This window comes from Curtobacterium flaccumfaciens (assembly GCF_013359815.1).
GTDB classification, from domain to species: domain Bacteria; phylum Actinomycetota; class Actinomycetes; order Actinomycetales; family Microbacteriaceae; genus Curtobacterium; species Curtobacterium flaccumfaciens.
The window spans coordinates 196,041-213,207 of the sequence record NZ_JABMCF010000035.1; the positions used below are offsets into that span (position 1 = coordinate 196,041).

Below are 17,167 nucleotides of genomic sequence, written 5' to 3' on the forward strand. Positions count from 1 at the left end.
GTGTCGTGTTCACCCGGGCGTCACCTTCCGGTCACACCGCCACGGCAGCATCGCCGATGCTCGGGGGAGTGGAGCGCGGTCGCCGACGGGTGGTCGAGCGACCGCGCCTTCCCCGCCCGGGTCGTCCGGGCTGTCCGGGGCCGTGCGCCGGGCGCCAGTGCGCTTCGTCCGTGCCGCTGTCAGACGCGTTCGAGCAGGTCGCGTTGCTCGACGTCGGCGAGTGCGAGGGTGCGGTACCCGGCGGACTCGAAGAACACCGTGATGCGGTCCTCTTCCGTGCTCATCACCACGCCCGTGCCCCACTCGGCGTGCTCGACGCGGGCATCCGGCGGCCAGGCGGCGTCGTTCGCGCCGTCGGCGACGTGGGCGGAGGCCTCACGGGCCGTGCCGGACGAGCAGGTGTCGCAGTTGCCGCACGGCTCCGGCAGCTCGTCGCCGAAGTAGCCGAGCAGGAACTGCCGGCGGCACCCGGTCGTCTCGGCGAGCTGGCGCATCATCGCGATGCGGGACTCCTCGACCCGTTCCCGTTCGGCGGCACGGTCGGCTGTCGCACGTGCCGCACGGTCGGCGTCCTGCGGGCCGTCCGGCACCCGGGAGACACCGTCGACGTCGTCGCGCAGGGCGCCGGCGTCGAGCAGGGCGTTCAGTGCGCGACCGGCGGTGCGGGCCGACAGGCCAGCGGCGTCCACCAGTGCGGAGCGGGCGATCGAGCCGGTCGCCGGGACGGCGTCGAACACGGCCCGGACCGAGGCGGGTCGCGGCGAGCCGGACGCGAAGAACGTGCGCAGGCCGAAGTCCTCGGCGCGGTAGTGCAGGGTGGCGCCGGCCGGTTCGGCATCCCGCCCGGCCCGCCCGATCTCCTGGTAGTAGGCGTCGATCGACTCGGGGACGTCGGCGTGCACGACGTACCGGACGTCGGGCTTGTCGATGCCCATGCCGAAGGCACTCGTCGCGACCACCACGTCGACGTCGCCGTCCAGGAACCCGGTGTGCACGGCCTCGCGCTCCGCCACCCGCATGCCGGCGTGGTACGGCTGCGCGCGGCGACCGCGGGCGGCGAGGGCGTCGGCGTACTCCGTCGTCGCCGCGCGGGTGGCGACGTAGACGACGGTCGGCCCGTCGAGCTCGGCGACCTGGTCGACCACGGCCTGGCGCTTCTCGGCGTCCTCGGCATGCCGCACCACCTCGAGCCGGATGCCGGGACGGTCGAACCCCGAGGCGAGCACGAACGGGTCGCGCATGCCGAGCCGCTCGACGATGTCGTCCCGGACCGGAGCGGAGCCCGTCGCGGTCAGGGCGAGCACCGGCGGTCGGCCCAGGCGCTCCGCGACCTCACCGAGCGCCAGGTAGTCCGGTCGGAAGTCATGACCCCACGACGAGATGCAGTGCGCCTCGTCGACGGCGACCAGCGCGACCCCGGCGTCGCGGAGTCGCTCGAGCACGTCGTCCTTCACCAGCTGCTCGGGGGCCAGGAACACGTAGCCGACCTCGCCCGCGGCGACGGCGTCCCACGCGTCGGCGACGTCCCGTGCCTTCTTCGTGGCGTTCAGGGCGACGGCGCGGGGCGCGTCGGGATGGTGCTCGAGCCCGACCACCTGGTCCTCCTGCAGCGCCACGAGCGGGGAGACGACCACGACGAGGCCGTCCAGCCCGAGGCCGGCGACCTGGTAGATCGCGGACTTCCCCGATCCGGTGGGCATGACCGCCAGGGCGTCGCGGTGTTCGAGCACCGCGTCGATGACGGACTCCTGGTCGGGGCGGAGCTTCCAGCCGAAGACCTCGGTGGCGCGGGTACGGAGTTCGGGGTGCACCGATCCACAGTGCCGAGCGCCAGCTCGGGCCGGTCCCAGCGGTGCGCGCAGCGGCTCATGCGCGTCGGAGCGGACCGGGGCCTGGCATCCGTGCACCGGCCGTCCACCGAGCAGCGCTAGGCTGCGTGGCGGCCGTTGTCTCGACATCGAGCGACCCTCGATGTGGAGTGCGCGACCGGGAAACCGATGCCGATCGCACGAACCGTGCGGGAAGAAGAACAGCGTGGATCTTTTCGAGTATCAGGCCAGGGACCTCTTCGAGTCCTACGGCGTCCCCGTGTTGCAGGGGATCATCGCCGACACCCCCGAGCAGGCGAAGGCGGCGGCCGAGAAGATCGGTGGCGTCGTGGTCGTCAAGGCGCAGGTGAAGGTCGGCGGTCGCGGCAAGGCCGGCGGCGTGAAGGTCGCGAAGACCCCGGACGAGGCGTTCGAGCACGCGCAGGCCATCCTCGGCCTCGACATCAAGGGCCACACCGTCCAGCGCGTCATGGTCGCCCAGGGTGCCGACATCGCCGAGGAGTTCTACTTCTCCGTGCTGCTCGACCGGGCCAACCGCTCCTACCTCTCGCTCACCAGCGTCGAGGGCGGCATGGAGATCGAGCAGCTCGCCGTCGAGAAGCCCGAGGCGCTCGCCCGGGTCGAGGTCGACCCGCTGACCGGCATCGACAAGGCCGCCGCGCTCGAGATCGCTCGGCAGGCGAACTTCCCCTCTGAGCTGCAGGACGCCGTCGCCGACGTCTTCGTCAAGCTCTACGACGTCTACAAGGGTGAGGACGCGACCCTCGTCGAGGTGAACCCGCTCGTCCGCACCGGCGACGGCCAGATCCTGGCACTCGACGGCAAGGTCTCGCTCGACGAGAACGCCGACTTCCGCCACGAGGGCCACAAGGAGCTCGAGGACACCGCCAGCGAGGACCCGCTCGAGGCCGAGGCGAAGGCCCACGGCCTGAACTACGTCAAGCTCGACGGCCAGGTCGGCGTCATCGGCAACGGCGCGGGGCTCGTCATGTCGACGCTCGACGTCGTCGCCTACGCCGGTGAGCGCCACGGCGGCGTGAAGCCCGCCAACTTCCTCGACATCGGCGGCGGCGCCTCGGCCGAGGTCATGGCCAACGGCCTCGACGTCATCCTCGGCGACCCGCAGGTGAAGAGCGTGTTCGTGAACGTCTTCGGCGGCATCACCGCCTGCGACGCCGTCGCGAACGGCATCGTCGCCGCGCTCGGCATCCTCGGTGACGCGGCCACCAAGCCGCTCGTCGTGCGCCTCGACGGCAACAACGTGGAAGAGGGTCGCCGGATCCTGGCGGAGGCAGCGCACCCGCTCGTCACCGTCGCCGCGACCATGGACGATGCGGCCGAGAAGGCCGCCGAACTCGCCGCCGCAGCGGCCTGAAGGGACTGACCATGTCGATCTTCCTCAACAAGGACTCCAAGGTCATCGTCCAGGGCATCACCGGTGGCGAGGGCACGAAGCACACCGCCCTGATGCTCAAGGCCGGTACGAACGTCGTCGGCGGCGTGAACGCCCGCAAGGCCGGCACCACCGTCACCCACGGCGACGTGTCGCTGCCGGTCTTCGGCTCGGTGCGCGAGGCCATCGACACCACCGGTGCCGATGTCTCGATCGTCTTCGTCCCGCCGGCGTTCGCGAAGGACGCGGTGATGGAGGCCATCGACGCCGAGATCCCGCTCGTCGTCGTCATCACCGAGGGCATCCCCGTGCAGGACTCGGCCGAGTTCTGGGCGCACGCCAAGGCGAAGGGCGGCACGACCCGGATCATCGGGCCGAACTGCCCCGGCATCATCACCCCGGGGGAGTCCCTCGTCGGTATCACCCCGGCGACGATCACCGGCAAGGGCCCGATCGGGCTCGTCTCGAAGTCCGGCACCCTGACCTACCAGATGATGTACGAGCTCCGGGACCTGGGCTTCTCGACCGCCATCGGCATCGGCGGCGACCCGGTCATCGGCACCACGCACATCGACGCGCTCGCCGCGTTCGAGGCCGACCCCGAGACCGAGGCCATCGTGATGATCGGCGAGATCGGCGGCGACGCCGAAGAGCGTGCCGCCGAGTTCATCAAGGCGCACGTCACGAAGCCGGTCGTCGGCTACGTCGCGGGCTTCACCGCCCCCGAGGGCAAGACGATGGGTCACGCCGGCGCGATCGTGTCCGGTTCGGCCGGTACCGCCGAGGCGAAGAAGCAGGCGCTCGAGGCCGCCGGCGTCAAGGTCGGCAAGACGCCGTCCGAGACCGCCGCGCTGCTGCGCGAGGTCGTCGCCGCTCGCTAACGGCCAGCGCCCGACAGACGGTCGGGACGAAGCCGGGAGGCTCGGTGCGGGTTCCGCGCCGAGCCTCCCGTCGTTCCGGCTGCGGCTCACGTATCCTCGCTGCGATGAACCGCCTGGGAACCGCTCTGCTCGCCGCGATCGAGGCGGTCGTGACGGTCGGCGTCGGCATCGGGATCGCCCTCGTGCCCCTGACGCTGCTCTGGGGGTTCGAGTACCGCCTGCAGGTCGACTGGGACGTGTTCTGGAAGGCCACCGGCAGCGTCTGGCTCGTCGGGCACGGCGTCGACGTCTCGTTCCTGCTCGGGTCCGCACTCGCCAAGAGCACCGGGGTCAGCGGCGCAGCCGACCCCATCCACGTGACCCTGGCGGCCCTCGGGTTCGCGGTCGTGACGGCCTGGCTCGGCGCCCGCGCCGGACGTCGGTTCGCGGAGACCGAGCACCGCACCACCGGGCTGCTGGTCGGGACCGCCGTCGTCGCGCTCCTCGGTCTGGCCGTCGCCCTGTCGTCGACCTCGGCTGCCACCCGCCCCACGCTCTGGCAGGCCGTGGTGCTGCCGGCGCTCTGGTTCGGGATCCCCGCACTCGCCGCCTCCGAGGTCTGCCGTCGTCGCCGTGACCTGCCCGCCGACGCCGGCACCCAGCGCATCATCGACCTGGTCGACCGCATCCCCGCCGTCTGGCGGTCCGTCGCCGGGTTCGGCCTGCGCGCCGGGACCGCCGCGACCGCCGTGGTCGTCGGCGTGGCCGCGGTGCTGGTCGGCCTGCTCCTCTTCACCTCGTTCGCCGAGGTCATCACCCTGTACGAGCAGTCGCACGCCGGGGTCATCGGTGGCGTCGCACTCACCGTCGGGCAGCTCGCGTTCCTGCCGGACTTCGTCGGGTGGGCCACCTCGTGGCTGGTCGGCCCCGGGTTCGCGATCGGCACCGGGTCGAGCGTGTCCCCGATCGCCACGACCCTGGGCCCGATCCCCGGGCTGCCGGTCTTCGGCGCGCTGCCGACCTCTGGTCACACCTTCGGACTCGTCTGGATCCTCGTGCCGGTCATCGCCGGGTTCGCGATCGGCGGCTCGATGCGGCCGCGGTTGGTGCGGGTCCTTGGCGCCGCCGACTCCGCGCTGCACCGTGCGCTCGGCGGTGTCGTCGCGGGACTCGTGGCCGGGGTGCTCACGGGGCTCATCGCCTGGGTGTCCTCCGGTTCGTTCGGCCCCGGGCGCCTTGCCGACGTCGGCCCGAACGCCCTCGCGGTCGGCGGGTTCGCCGCACTCGAGATCGGCCTGCCGGCGATCATCGCCCTCGCCGCGGGCAGTGACCTGGTCCGGCTGCCGGACCGCGGGTGGACGCGGGAGCGCTGGACCGAGGCCGACGAACCCGACGATGCCCACGACACGGCGCGCGCCGGTGTCGACGTCGGCGAGGGGTCCCTGCTCGCCGCGCTCGACCAGGCCGGCGCCGGGCGCACCACCGACGTGCACCGCTTCGTGGTCGAGGAGTCCCACGACGGGTCGACCGCTGCACGGCCCCGTGCGACGACCGAACACGTGACCGAGCCGGTCAGCAGTGAGCCGGTCAGCAGCGCGCCGATCGGCAGCGAGCCCGCCTCCGCACCCGCACGGCCCGCCTCCGCACCCACGCCCGTCACACCCGCGCCCGTCGCACCGCGCGCCGGCGACACCGACCACGACGTCGAGCTCCCCGACTGGGCGAAGACCGACGCGGTGGCCGCCGACCGCCTGGCCGCCGAGCCCGAACCGGAGCGCCGCAGTGCCGGACGAGCAGCCCTGGGTGGCCTCCGCGACCGCCTGGCCGGTGCGGCCGAGGGCGTCCGGGGACGAGCCGGTGCACTCCGCGACCGCGTGACCGGCTCCGACGCCGAGCCGGAGCAGCCCGGCTCTGAGCGGCCTGCAGCCCAGACAGCCGCGTCCCGCCCCGCACCCGCCCCGGTGCCGACCGACGCCCAGCCGGCGTTCCCGTGGAGCACCGAGGAGTTCGTGGCCAGCCGCGACGACGTGGACGAGACGGCCGAGGCGGACCGCGTGGACGTCGCGCTCGACACCCGAGCGCCCGCCTCGAAGCCGGCGGAGCCGTCCCGCCCGGCGAAGTGGGACGTCACCGACCAGATCCCCGAGGACGAGCTGCCCTGGTGGCGGCAGCCGAAGGACGACCGGTAACAGCGCCCGTCGGGTGCGTGCCTGCCGGTAGGGTTGGTGCCGTGCTCGAACTGGTCGTCCTGATCTCCGGTACCGGGTCGAACCTCCGAGCCCTGCTCGAAGCGACCTTCGACGCCGAGTACCCCGCCCGTGTCGTCGCCATCGGTGCCGACCGTGACGCCGAGGGTCTCGGCCTGGGCGAGGAGTTCTCGATCCCGACCTTCACGGTGCCGTTCACCCGCTACGACTCCCGCGCCGAGTGGGGCCAGGCCCTGGCGGAGCAGATCCGCCCGTGGTCGCCCGACCTGCTCGTCCTCTCCGGCCTGATGCGCCTGCTGCCCCCGGCCGTGGTGTCCGAGTTCGCCCCGGGGATCATCAACACCCACCCGGCGTACCTGCCGGAGTTCCCCGGCGCCCACGGCGTGCGGGACGCCCTGGCCGCCGGGGTCACCGAGACCGGTGCGAGCGTCATCGCGGTCGACGACGGCGTCGACACGGGGCCGATCCTCGCGCAGGAGCGCATCCCGGTGCTGCCGGGGGACACCGAGTCGACGCTGCACGACCGCATCAAGCCGGTCGAGCGCCGCCTGCTCATCCAGACCATCCTCGACATCGCCAACGGCACCACCGACCTGAAGGGCACCCCGAGCGCATGAGCGTGCACGCAGCCGACCCCAGCCTCTACCGCGACCGTGACGTGGTCCCGGTCCGCCGTGCACTCGTCTCGGTGAGCGACAAGTCCGGCCTGCTCGAGCTCGTCGGCGCACTGGCCGACTCCGGGGTCGAGATCGTGTCGACCGGCTCCACCGCGCAGACCATCCGTGACGCCGGCTACGCCGTCACCGACGTCGCGAGCGTCACCGGGTTCCCCGAGTCGCTCGACGGCCGGGTGAAGACCCTGCACCCGTCGGTGCACGCCGGCCTGCTCGCCGACCTGCGGCTCGAGTCGCACGAGCAGCAGCTCGCCGACCTCGACATCGCGCCGTTCGAGCTCGTCGTCGTGAACCTCTACCCGTTCGTCGAGACCGTGGCGTCGGGTGCCGACACCGCGACCGTGGTCGAGAACGTCGACATCGGCGGCCCCGCGATGGTCCGGGCCTCGGCGAAGAACCACCCGAACGTGGCGATCGTCGTGTCCCCGGCGTCCTACCCCGAGGTCGTCGAGGCCGTCCGTGCCGGCGGCACCACGCTCGAGCTCCGGAAGCGCCTCGCCGCCCAGGCGTTCGCGCACACCGCCGCCTACGACACCGCGGTGGCGTCGTACTTCGCGAGCGATGTCGTCACCGCCGCTGCGGCCCCGACGACCACCGGCGACATCCGGACCCCCGGTGCGTTCGACGAGCACCTGGCGGTCGAGGCCGAGCTGTCGGCGACCCTGCGCTACGGCGAGAACGCGCACCAGGCCGCGGCGCTCTACACGACGTCGGACGGCACCGGCATCGCGCAGGCGACGCAGCTGCACGGCAAGGAGATGTCGTACAACAACTACGTCGACGCCGACGCAGCGGTCCGTGCAGCGTTCGACTTCGACGAGCCCGCCGTCGCGATCATCAAGCACGCCAACCCGTGCGGCATCGCGATCGCCCCGGCCGAATCCGCCGACCCGATCGCCTCGGCCCACGCCGCCGCGCACGCCTGCGACCCGCTCTCGGCGTTCGGCGGGGTCATCGCCGCGAACCGCCCGGTCACCGTGGCCATGGCCGAGACCGTGAAGGACATCTTCACCGAGGTCGTCGTCGCCCCCGGGTTCGACCCCGAGGCGCTCGAGATCCTGTCGCGCAAGAAGAACATCCGCCTGCTCACGCTCCCGGCCGACTTCGCGCTCGCCGACCGCGAGGTCAAGCAGATCTCCGGCGGGTTCCTGGTGCAGGACGCCGACCGCTTCACGGGCTTCGACCAGTCCACGTGGACCCTCGTCGCCGGCGAGCCCGCCGACGAGCAGACCCTCGCCGACCTGGCCTTCGCGTGGAAGGCGAGCCGTTCGGTCAAGTCGAACGCCATCCTGCTGGCGAACCAGGGCGCGAGCGTCGGTGTCGGCATGGGCCAGGTCAACCGGGTCGACTCCTGCCACCTCGCGGTGAACCGTGCCGGTGACCGTGCGACCGGCAGCGTCGCGGCGTCGGACGCGTTCTTCCCGTTCGCCGACGGCCTGCAGGTGCTGCTCGACGCCGGTGTCCGTGCGGTGGCGCAGCCCGGTGGCAGCGTCCGCGACGACGAGGTCATCGCCGCGGCGAAGGCCGCCGGCGTCACGATGTACTTCACGAGCGAGCGCCACTTCTTCCACTGATGTGAACAATCGGTGGCGAACCATTGCGCGCCGTGAGTCACTGTGAATAGTCTGTAAGGCTCCGCGGCAGGCAGCCGACGATCCCTCGGGACCGGCGGCACCGCGGACACAACGGTGACGAAGACGACGACTGGAGTGACGATGGACAACATGACCGGAACCGTGGCGACGGCCGCCCGTGCAGGTCTCGTGTCCGTCGTGGGGACCACTCCCGCACGGCGATCCCTGATCGCACCGCGGCCCCGCGCCGCGGCCGCCGTCTAGTCGGGCCGTTCCCACGGCCCCGCGGCGCAGCACCACCGGCGTCCGCGAACCACCCGCCTGAACCCGGGGGACGACTGTCCCTCGGTGCCTCCGGCCCGACCGACGTCACGCGAGTGACGGCGGAGACGCGACCACGCGCCCGGCCGATGATCACCACGCAACGCCACACCGAGCCTCCAGGCCGAAGCCGCGCGACGCGAGCAAGCAAGCAGCAAGCAAGCAGCAAGCAGCAAGCAGCAAGCAGCGAGCACGCACCGCGCAGCGCGACCCGGGGACCCGGCAGACGCATGAGGACGCAACGCATGTCCAAGTCGCCCACCACGGCGCGCCCGTCCACCTTCCGCGCGATCGCGCGGATCTACCCCTACGTGAAGCCCTACCAGGGGCGCCTCATCGGCGGCATGGCCGCAGCGATGGGAGCCTCCCTGGTGGCGCTCGCAATCCCCTACGTGCTGCAGTGGCTCGTCGACGGTCCGCTGTCGTCGCGCGACTCGGCACAGATCTGGCCCGCCGGGCTCGGGGTGCTCGCCCTCGGTGTGCTCGAGGCGTTCTTCATCGCCTCGCGCCGCCGGCTGGTGATGCGCCCCTCGACCCGCATCGAGACCAGCATGCGCAACTCGCTCTACGCGAAGCTGCAGGACCTGCCGGTCGCGTTCCACGACCGCTGGGAGTCCGGGCAGCTGCTCTCCCGCTCCGTGTCGGACCTGTCGCTGATCCGGCGCTGGCTGGCCTTCGGCGTCGTCCTGCTCGTCGTCAACATCGTGACGATCGTCGTCGGCTTCGTCGTGCTGTTCACCTTCGGGTGGATCCTCGGGCTGATCTTCCTGATCGCGTCGATCCCGCTGTGGATCAACGGCCTGCTGTTCGAGCGCCGGTACTCCGCTGTCGCACGCCGCAGCCAGGACCAGGTCGGTGACCTCGCCACGAGCGTCGAGCAGTCGGTGCACGGCATCCGCGTGCTCAAGGCGTTCGGTCGCGGCGGCGCCAAGCTCGAGGAGTTCAGCGAGCAGGCCGAGGCGCTGCGCGGCACCGAGATCAAGAAGGCGAAGGCCATCGCGGGCATCTGGCTGTGGCTGCTGCTCGTGCCGGACGTCGCGTTCGCGCTGTGCCTGCTCGCCGGCATCTGGCTGGCGTCGCAGGGGCAGCTCAGCGTCGGACAGCTGTTCGCGTTCTTCGCGACGGCGACGGTGCTGCGGTTCCCGATCGAGTCGATCGGCTTCCTGCTCTCGATGACGTTCGACACCCGCACGGCGGTCGACCGCTTCTTCGAGGTCATGGACTCCGAGAACACCATCACGGACCCGGAGCACCCGAAGACGATCGCGGAGCCGCACGGTGCCCTGTCGTTCAACGGCGTGCACTTCCGGTACCAGGACTCCGCACCGCAGTACCCGGACCTGATCAACGGCGTCGAACTCCAGCTGCAGCCGGGCGAGACCATGGCGCTCGTCGGGCTCACCGGCTGCGGCAAGACGACGCTGCTCTCGCTCGTGCCGCGCCTGTACGACGTGACCGGCGGTTCGGTGACGATCGACGGGGTCGACATCCGCGACCTCACCCGCGAAGAGCTGCGCCGGCACGTCGGCGTCGCCTTCGAGGACGCCACCCTGTTCTCGTCGACCGTGCGTGAGAACGTGCTGCTCGGTCGACCGGACGTGCAGGGTGCCGAGGCCGAGGCGCTCATGCGCGAGGCGCTCGACATCGCGCAGGCGTCCTTCGTGGACGACCTGCCCGACGGCGTCGACACCCGGGTCGGTGAAGAGGGGCTGTCGCTGTCCGGTGGGCAGCGCCAGCGCCTGGCACTCGCCCGCGCGATCGCCGCGCGGCCGTCGGTGCTGGTGCTCGACGACCCGCTGTCGGCGCTCGACGTCGACACCGAGGCGCGGGTCGAGGCGGGCCTGCGACGTGTGCTCGCCGACACCACGTCGCTCATCGTGGCGCACCGTCCGTCGACGGTGACGCTGGCCGACCGGGTCGCCCTGATGGAGAACGGCGTCGTCACGGCCGTCGGGACCCACCACGACCTGATGGCCACCAACGAGCACTACCGCTACGTCATCTCGTCGCTCGACGACGACGACGCGACCGCACGACAGGAGGCGATGGCATGAGCCAGCAGACCGACCAGAACCTGCCGGGAGGAACGGCGTCCGTCCCGCAGGAAGCTCCGGACGAGCAGTCTGCCGCCCCCGTCACCGCCTCGATCACCACCATGGGCGTGCGCGGCGAGGAGCGTGAGGACTTCACGAAGGCCGAGAGCAAGCGCCTGCGGCGCCGGTCCCTCGCCCTGCTCGGGTCCCTCGCCGCACCGCTGAAGCTCCGGCTGGTGCTGCTCGGCATCGTGGTCGTGGTCTCGACCGCCGGCACCGTCGCGGGTCCGGCGCTCATCGCGTGGGGCATCGACAACGCCCTGCCCGCGGTGATGGACCAGAACGACTGGGTGCCGGCGTTCGGCGTCGTCGCGACGTACATCGTCGTGGCCGTCCTCGGTGCGGTGCTCACCGCCTGGTACACGGTGCTCGCGGCACGGATCAGCCAGGCGATCCTGTTCGACCTGCGCAAGCGGGTGTTCCTGCACACGCAGCGGCTCTCGCTCGAGTTCCACGAGACCTACACGTCCGGCCGGATCATCTCGCGCCAGACGAGTGACCTCGACTCGATCCGCGAGCTGCTCGACTCCGGGTTGAACCAGCTCATCCAGGGCGTGCTGTACATGGCGTTCACCGCTGTGGCCCTGGTGCTGCTCGACCCGACGTCGGGGCTCGTGCTCGCGGTGTCGCTCGTGCCGCTCTGGTTCCTGATCCGCTGGTTCCAGACGAACTCGCAGACGCTGTTCCGCTCCACCCGTGTCACCTCTGCGCGCGTCATCGTGCACTTCGTCGAGACGATGACGGGCATCCGCGCGGTGCAGGCGTTCCGCAAGGAGTCCCGCAACCGTGACGAGTACGGCGGCTACGTCGAGGACTACCGGGTGGCGAACACGAAGGTGTTCAACCTGTTCGGGACCTTCGACCCCGTGCTCGTGCTCATCGGCAACGCCACGCTCGCCGCGGTCGTCATCGTCGGTGGCTTCCGGATCGTCGGCGGGACGCTCGAGGTCGGTGCCCTGCTCGCGGTCGCGCTGTACGCCAAGCGCTTCTTCGACCCGGCGCAGGAACTCGCGATGTTCTACAACGGGTACCAGTCGGCGTCGGCGGCGATGGAGAAGATCTCCGGTGTCCTCGAGGAACGGCCGAGCGTGCCGGACCCCGTGAAGCCCACCCGTCTGGCGGACGCCACCGGGAAGATGGACTTCGACGACGTCGTCTTCGCCTACAACAAGGGCAAGGTCGTGCTGCCGGAGTTCGACCTGCACATCCCGTCGGGGCAGACCATCGCCCTCGTCGGGTCCACCGGTGCCGGCAAGTCGACGCTCGCCAAGCTCATGGCGCGCTTCTACGACCCGACCCAGGGCTCGGTCAAGCTCGACGGTGTGGACCTGCGCGACCTCGACACGAAGGACATGCGTCGCGCGATCGTCATGGTCACGCAGGAGGCCTACCTGTTCTCCGGCACCGTCGCGGACAACATCGCGCTCGGCAAGCCCGGTGCGTCGCGTGAGGAGATCGAGGCGTCGGCCAAGGCCGTCGGCGCGCACGAGTTCATCATGGCGCTGCCCGACGGGTACGACACCGACGTGAACAAGCGCGGTGGCCGTGTCTCGGCGGGTCAGCGGCAGCTGCTCTCGTTCGCGCGGGCGTTCATCGCGGACCCGAAGGTGCTCATCCTCGACGAGGCCACGGCGTCGCTCGACATCCCCTCGGAGCGACTCGTGCAGGAGGGCCTGGAGACCCTGCTCGCCGACCGCACCGCGGTGATCATCGCGCACCGGCTGTCCACCGTCGCGATCGCCCACCGGGTGCTCGTGATGGAGCACGGCCGGATCGTCGAGGACGGCACCCCCGCCGACCTCATCGCCGGCACCGGGCGGTTCGCCCAGCTGCACGCGGCCTGGCGCGACTCGCTCGTCTAGGCCCCGGTCGGGCTGCACCACGTGGTTGGCTTGCTCCATGAGCAACGACAGCGTGGTGCAGCCCGGCGGCGTCGCCCTGCACGACCCCTTCTACGGTGCCCCCTTCACCGAGGCCGTCCGACGGTTCTGGCGGAAGTACACCGTGTTCACCGGACGGGCATCGCGCGCCGAGTTCTGGTGGTGGTGGCTGACGTCGTTCGCGATCGGGCTCGTGCTGCAGCTCGTGCCGCAGGTGTTCACGCCGGACACCCCGGTGCTCGAGAACCCCGTCGGCTCCTACCTGTTCATGCTGTGGGTGCTCGCGACGCTCATCGGCTCCCTCGCGCTCGGCGCCCGACGGCTGCACGACGCGAACCTGTCCGGCTTCTGGCAGTTCCTGCACGTGCTGCCGGGCCTCGGCTCGCTCATCGTGTACGTGCTGTGCCTGCTGCCCGCGAACCCGAAGGGTGCGCGCTTCGACCGCTGACGGTGCACCCTGGCGGTGCACCCTGGCGGGCCGACCTGCGCGGCCGGGGATCAGAACGGGTCGTCCGCGTCCGTGGCGGGTGACCAGCGGGCACGACGCATGTCGAGCCTCCAGGCCGTCGTCCCCTGCACGAGCGGCGTCCCCTCGACGCGGTAGTGCTCGAGTGCTCGGGCCTCGTGGTGGAGCGGCGGGTGCCCACCCGCGCGCACCACGCGCCACCACGGTAGGTCGGCGCCCTCGTGCGCCATCACCTTGCCGACGGCACGCGATGCCCGCGACCCGAGGGCTGCGGCGACGTCGCCGTACGTCATGACGTGACCCGGCGGGATCATCCGCACAACCTCGGCGACGGCGGCGCCGAAGTCGACAGCGGCATCGTCGGAGGGCACGTCGTCGGAGCGCGCTAGAGCGTCAGGACCGCGAAGTGGTCGCCGTACTGGGTCTCGCGCACGACCTCGAAGCCCACGGCGCGGAAGAACGCCTCGGGGCTGTCGTCGCCGCCCGGCTCGTACACGACCGTCAGCCGCTCGAACCCACGGCTGCGTGCCTCGTCCGCCAGACCGTGCACGGCGAAGCGACCGACGCCCCGGCCCTGCGCGCTCGCCGCCACGTTGACGCGCCAGATGCAGCTGCGCAGCTCTTCCTGCGCGTTGTCGGCGTCGAACGAACCGATGATCAGGCCGAGGACCTCGTCGTCGTCGAGGACGACACGGGTCCACGCGGAGCTCGGCTTGACGTCGGACTCGGCGACCCCGTAGGTGGTCGGCTGCACGAACTGTTCCTGGCCCGGCTTGAGCGTCAGGGAGTTGGCCGCGGCAGCGGTCTTCGCGGAGAGTTCTTCCAGGCGCAGGTCGGACATGCGGCCAGGCTAACGGTGCAGACCCTGCGGAAGCCAGTGACGACGGCAGACCGAGACCGCACCGTTGCCGCGGCGGAACCGGGCGGCCGACCGGCGTGTGGTGCTCACGGCATGACGTCACCCGAGTTCGGGCCGAGCGTCTGCCCGGTGTACAGGTCACCCGCTGGCGACGACGCGAGCAGCAGCGCGGTCGGAGCGACCTCGGCGGGGACCCCGAAACGTCCGATCGGGAGCTCGGCGGCCTTGTCCGTCCGCCACTGCGCCGTCATCCGGTCCGTCATCGGGGACACGATCGGGCCGGGTGCGATCGCGTTGACGAGCACGCCTCGTCCGCTCCACTCGATCGCGGCGCTCTTCGTCAGCGCGATGACGCCGGCCTTCGCGGCCGCGTAGTGCGCGACCTCGGAGCCGCCCTTGATCGCCAGCTGGGAGGCGAGGTTGATGATGCGCCCGTGCCCGTCGCGGAGCATCCGCCGACCGACTGCTCGCATCACCAGGAAGACCCCGGTCAGGTCGATCGCCATGACGCGCGCCCAGTCCGCCGTGGTGAGCTCCTCGAGCGGTGCCTGCGTGAGCACGCCGGCGGCGTTCACCAGGACCTGGATCCCGCCGGACTCCTCGTCGACCGATGCCACGGCGGCCTCGACCCCGTCCTCGTCCGTGACGTCGAGCACGATGGTCCGGACGCCCAGCCGCTCGGCGAGGCCCGCCAGGCCGTCGGCGTCGAGGTCCGCGGCGACGACCCGCGCTCCGGCGGCGACGAAGGTCTCCACGATCGCGAGACCGATGCCGCTCGCGCCACCCGTCACCAGGGCGGTCGTCCCGGCGAGGTCGAACACCGTCCCGTCGGGCATCAGTCGGCCATCAGGATGGTCAGGCCGCCGTCGACGACGAGTTCCTGCCCGGTGACGTAGCGCGCCTCGTGGCTGAGCAGGAACCGGATGGCCGCGGCGGCTTCGTCGGCGTGGCCGACACGACCCCACGGGATCCGCGCACCCGCGGCGGCGAGGCCCGCCGGACCGAGCGAGTTCTGCGCGTCCGAGGACTGCGGGGTCTCGATGAGCCCCGGGACGATGGTGTTCACCCGGATCCCGCGCGGTGCCAGCTCGGCTGCCGCACTCCGGGCGAGGCCGATCACCGCCGCCTTGCACGCGGCGTAGTGGCTGTGTGCGACCCAGCCGTACACGCCGCCCGCGATCGAGGAGACGGCCACCATCGACCCGCCCCGGTCGAGGTGCCGGGCACCGGCCCGGAGCGTGCGCATCACACCGTGCAGGTCCACCTGCAGGATGTCGTCCCACGCCGCGTCGGTCATGGTGTCGAGCGGCTGCCGACGGAGGACCCCCGCTCCCGCCACCACGTGGTCGACGCGACCCCAGCGGTCGACGGCCGCCTGGAACACGGCGTCGACGTCCTCGGTGCTGCGGACGTCCGCGGTGACCGTCAGCGCACTGCCCCCGGCCGCCTCGACGGCGTCGACGACGGGTGCGGGATCGTGCGGGTCACCCGCGAACACGGGGATGACGATGTTCGCGCCGTACTCGGCGAGCTGCACCGCGAGGGCCGCGCCGATCCCGCTCGCGGCGCCGGTGATGACGACCACGCTCCCCGAGAACTCGGAGTACACGCCGGTCGGTGTCGTGGCGCTCAATGGTCGATCACCGCCACGCGCTTCGTCCCGAGCATGATCAGACCGGAGAGGACCATGCCGCCCGCACCGACGATGAGGGCGGCCGGGCCGAGCCCGATGCTCCCGGCGACGAGGGCCGTCAGCACAGCCGAGCCGATGATGGTGCCGGGCTGTCCCATCGCGGTGACGAACGCGGACCCGGTGGCGCGGCAGCTCGAGTCGAAGCACTCCGCCTGCAGGAAGAGCAGCGACGCGTACGGTCCGAGCAGGAAGAACAGCGTCAGCATGTACGTGACCAGGACGTAGCCGAAGTCGTCCGGACCGAGCACGAAGAGGGTCCAGCAGACACCCGCGAGCACCCAGCCCACGACGATCGTGGTCTTGCGGCCGATGATGTCGCCGAGCCAGCCGTGGAACAGGTAGCCGGCGGCGCCGACCACGTTCGACAGCACGATGATGAGCAGCGACATGCTCGCGTCGACACCCTTGACGCCCTCGAGCATCGTCGTCCCGAGCACGCTCGTGGTGGTGATGCCGAAGTAGTTCACGATCCACGCGATCGAGAGCACGACGGTGTTGCGTGCGTACCGTCGGCCGAAGATCGCCCGCAGCGGGTTCGGACCCTCGTCGACGATGCCGAAGCGGGCGGCGACCTCGGTGGCTTCCTCGGTGCGACCGGACTTCCGCAGCTGCCGCAGGTACGTGTTCAGACGGTGCTGCGGCGTCTCCTTGATGCCCTTGCGCAGGAACAGCACGAACAGCGCCGGAACGGTGGCGATGAGGAACGCGAGCCGCCAGGACTCCTGTCCGAAGAGCCCGTTGATGCCGGCGATGAACGCGGCGGCGAGGAGCGCACCGATCGGCCACCCGGTCTGGACGAGGCTGTAGAAGAAGCCGCGACGCTTCTTGACGCCCTCGAGCTCGGTGAGCGCGAAGACCTCGTTGAGGTAGGTGGAGTTGACCGACTGCTCGGCCATCCCGAAGCCGCTCAGGGCCCGGAAGCCGACGAGCGAGGCGACCCCCGTCGACGCCGCCGTCAGCAGCGACGACAGGGCCGCGCCGCCGATCGTGATCATCATGCCGCGGCGCCGGCCGAGTCGGTCCACGAACAGACCGACGAGGACGACGACGACGAAGACACCGACGCTCACGAGGGTGTTCGCCAGCAGGGCGGTCTGTTCGTTCCACCCGAAGTCCTCGGCGATGCGGGGGAGGAGCGTGCCGAACATGATGAAGTCGTAGACGGCGAGGGTCCAGGCGAAGAACGCCAGGGTCGCGCCGCGCTTGGTCTCCTTCGGCCCGATCGTCGGGAACGTCCCGGTGGCGAGCTCGAGGTCCTCGGGCTCGTGGATGGTCGTGGTGGACATGGTCTTCCTCTCGGTACGGCGGTGCGGCGCTG

At 71.3% G+C, this 17,167-nt stretch carries 14 protein-coding genes; 8 read left to right on the top strand and 6 right to left on the bottom strand.

The genetic code is table 11. The features are described from left to right. Positions 1 to 179: 179 nt before the first annotated feature. A complete protein-coding gene (locus tag HP445_RS07090; protein WP_128780495.1) occupies positions 180 to 1,811 on the bottom strand; it encodes a RecQ family ATP-dependent DNA helicase in 1,632 nt (543 codons plus the stop codon). A 223-nt stretch (positions 1,812 to 2,034) separates the two neighbouring features. On the opposite strand from HP445_RS07090, the gene sucC reads away from it, so the two are divergent. The 8 genes from sucC (at position 2,035) to HP445_RS07130 (ending at position 13,279) form a co-directional block, all read left to right on the top strand. Beyond that, the gene (sucC, locus tag HP445_RS07095) at positions 2,035 to 3,204 is read left to right on the top strand and encodes an ADP-forming succinate--CoA ligase subunit beta (protein ID WP_128780496.1); all 1,170 of its coding nucleotides are present in this window, start codon (positions 2,035 to 2,037) and stop codon (positions 3,202 to 3,204) included. 11 nt (positions 3,205 to 3,215) lie between these two features. Continuing rightward, positions 3,216 to 4,103: a succinate--CoA ligase subunit alpha gene (gene sucD, locus HP445_RS07100; protein WP_071404667.1), complete on the top strand. Its 888-nt coding sequence runs from the start codon at positions 3,216 to 3,218 to the stop codon at positions 4,101 to 4,103. A 104-nt stretch (positions 4,104 to 4,207) separates the two neighbouring features. After that, entirely contained in the window at positions 4,208 to 6,271 is a 2,064-nt protein-coding gene (locus HP445_RS07105) for a cell division protein PerM (protein ID WP_128780497.1), read from the top strand. Positions 6,272 to 6,312: 41 nt separating this feature from the next. Beyond that, positions 6,313 to 6,906 (top strand): phosphoribosylglycinamide formyltransferase, encoded by a 594-nt coding sequence (purN, locus tag HP445_RS07110; RefSeq protein WP_071404669.1) that lies wholly within the window; start codon positions 6,313 to 6,315, stop codon positions 6,904 to 6,906. Beyond that, positions 6,903 to 8,537 (top strand): bifunctional phosphoribosylaminoimidazolecarboxamide formyltransferase/IMP cyclohydrolase, encoded by a 1,635-nt coding sequence (gene purH / locus HP445_RS07115; RefSeq protein ID WP_128780498.1) that lies wholly within the window; start codon positions 6,903 to 6,905, stop codon positions 8,535 to 8,537. The genes purN and purH overlap by 4 nt, the downstream gene beginning before the upstream one ends. 566 nt (positions 8,538 to 9,103) lie before the next feature. Continuing rightward, complete coding sequence (locus tag HP445_RS07120) at positions 9,104 to 10,912, top strand: ABC transporter ATP-binding protein (RefSeq protein ID WP_027466673.1); 1,809 nt, start codon at positions 9,104 to 9,106, stop codon at positions 10,910 to 10,912. Positions 10,913 to 11,013: 101 nt separating this feature from the next. After that, entirely contained in the window at positions 11,014 to 12,813 is a 1,800-nt protein-coding gene (locus HP445_RS07125; protein ID WP_110863292.1) for an ABC transporter ATP-binding protein, read from the top strand. Between the two features lie 37 nt (positions 12,814 to 12,850). After that, positions 12,851 to 13,279, top strand: a complete 429-nt coding sequence (locus HP445_RS07130; RefSeq protein WP_110863162.1) for a DUF805 domain-containing protein — start codon at positions 12,851 to 12,853, stop codon at positions 13,277 to 13,279. A 50-nt stretch (positions 13,280 to 13,329) separates the two neighbouring features. Here the strand turns inward: HP445_RS07130 and HP445_RS07135 are convergent, their stop codons facing one another. From HP445_RS07135 to HP445_RS07155, 5 genes are all read right to left on the bottom strand, one after another. Next, positions 13,330 to 13,668 (bottom strand): MGMT family protein, encoded by a 339-nt coding sequence (locus tag HP445_RS07135; protein ID WP_111029015.1) that lies wholly within the window; start codon positions 13,666 to 13,668, stop codon positions 13,330 to 13,332. A gap of 14 nt (positions 13,669 to 13,682) precedes the next feature. Continuing rightward, positions 13,683 to 14,138 (bottom strand): GNAT family N-acetyltransferase, encoded by a 456-nt coding sequence (locus tag HP445_RS07140; protein WP_027466669.1) that lies wholly within the window; start codon positions 14,136 to 14,138, stop codon positions 13,683 to 13,685. 104 nt (positions 14,139 to 14,242) lie between these two features. Then, positions 14,243 to 14,992, bottom strand: coding sequence for an SDR family NAD(P)-dependent oxidoreductase (locus tag HP445_RS07145; RefSeq protein ID WP_128780499.1), 750 nt, complete (start codon positions 14,990 to 14,992; stop codon positions 14,243 to 14,245). Beyond that, positions 14,992 to 15,789 carry an SDR family NAD(P)-dependent oxidoreductase gene (locus HP445_RS07150; RefSeq protein WP_217499762.1) on the bottom strand — a complete coding sequence of 266 codons (798 nt, stop codon included), beginning with the start codon at positions 15,787 to 15,789 and terminating at the stop codon, positions 14,992 to 14,994. Before HP445_RS07150 ends, HP445_RS07145 begins: the two co-directional genes overlap by 1 nt. Beyond that, the gene (locus HP445_RS07155) at positions 15,786 to 17,135 is read right to left on the bottom strand and encodes an MFS transporter (RefSeq protein ID WP_175330793.1); all 1,350 of its coding nucleotides are present in this window, start codon (positions 17,133 to 17,135) and stop codon (positions 15,786 to 15,788) included. Before HP445_RS07155 ends, HP445_RS07150 begins: the two co-directional genes overlap by 4 nt. Between the last annotated feature and the right edge of the window lie 32 nt (positions 17,136 to 17,167).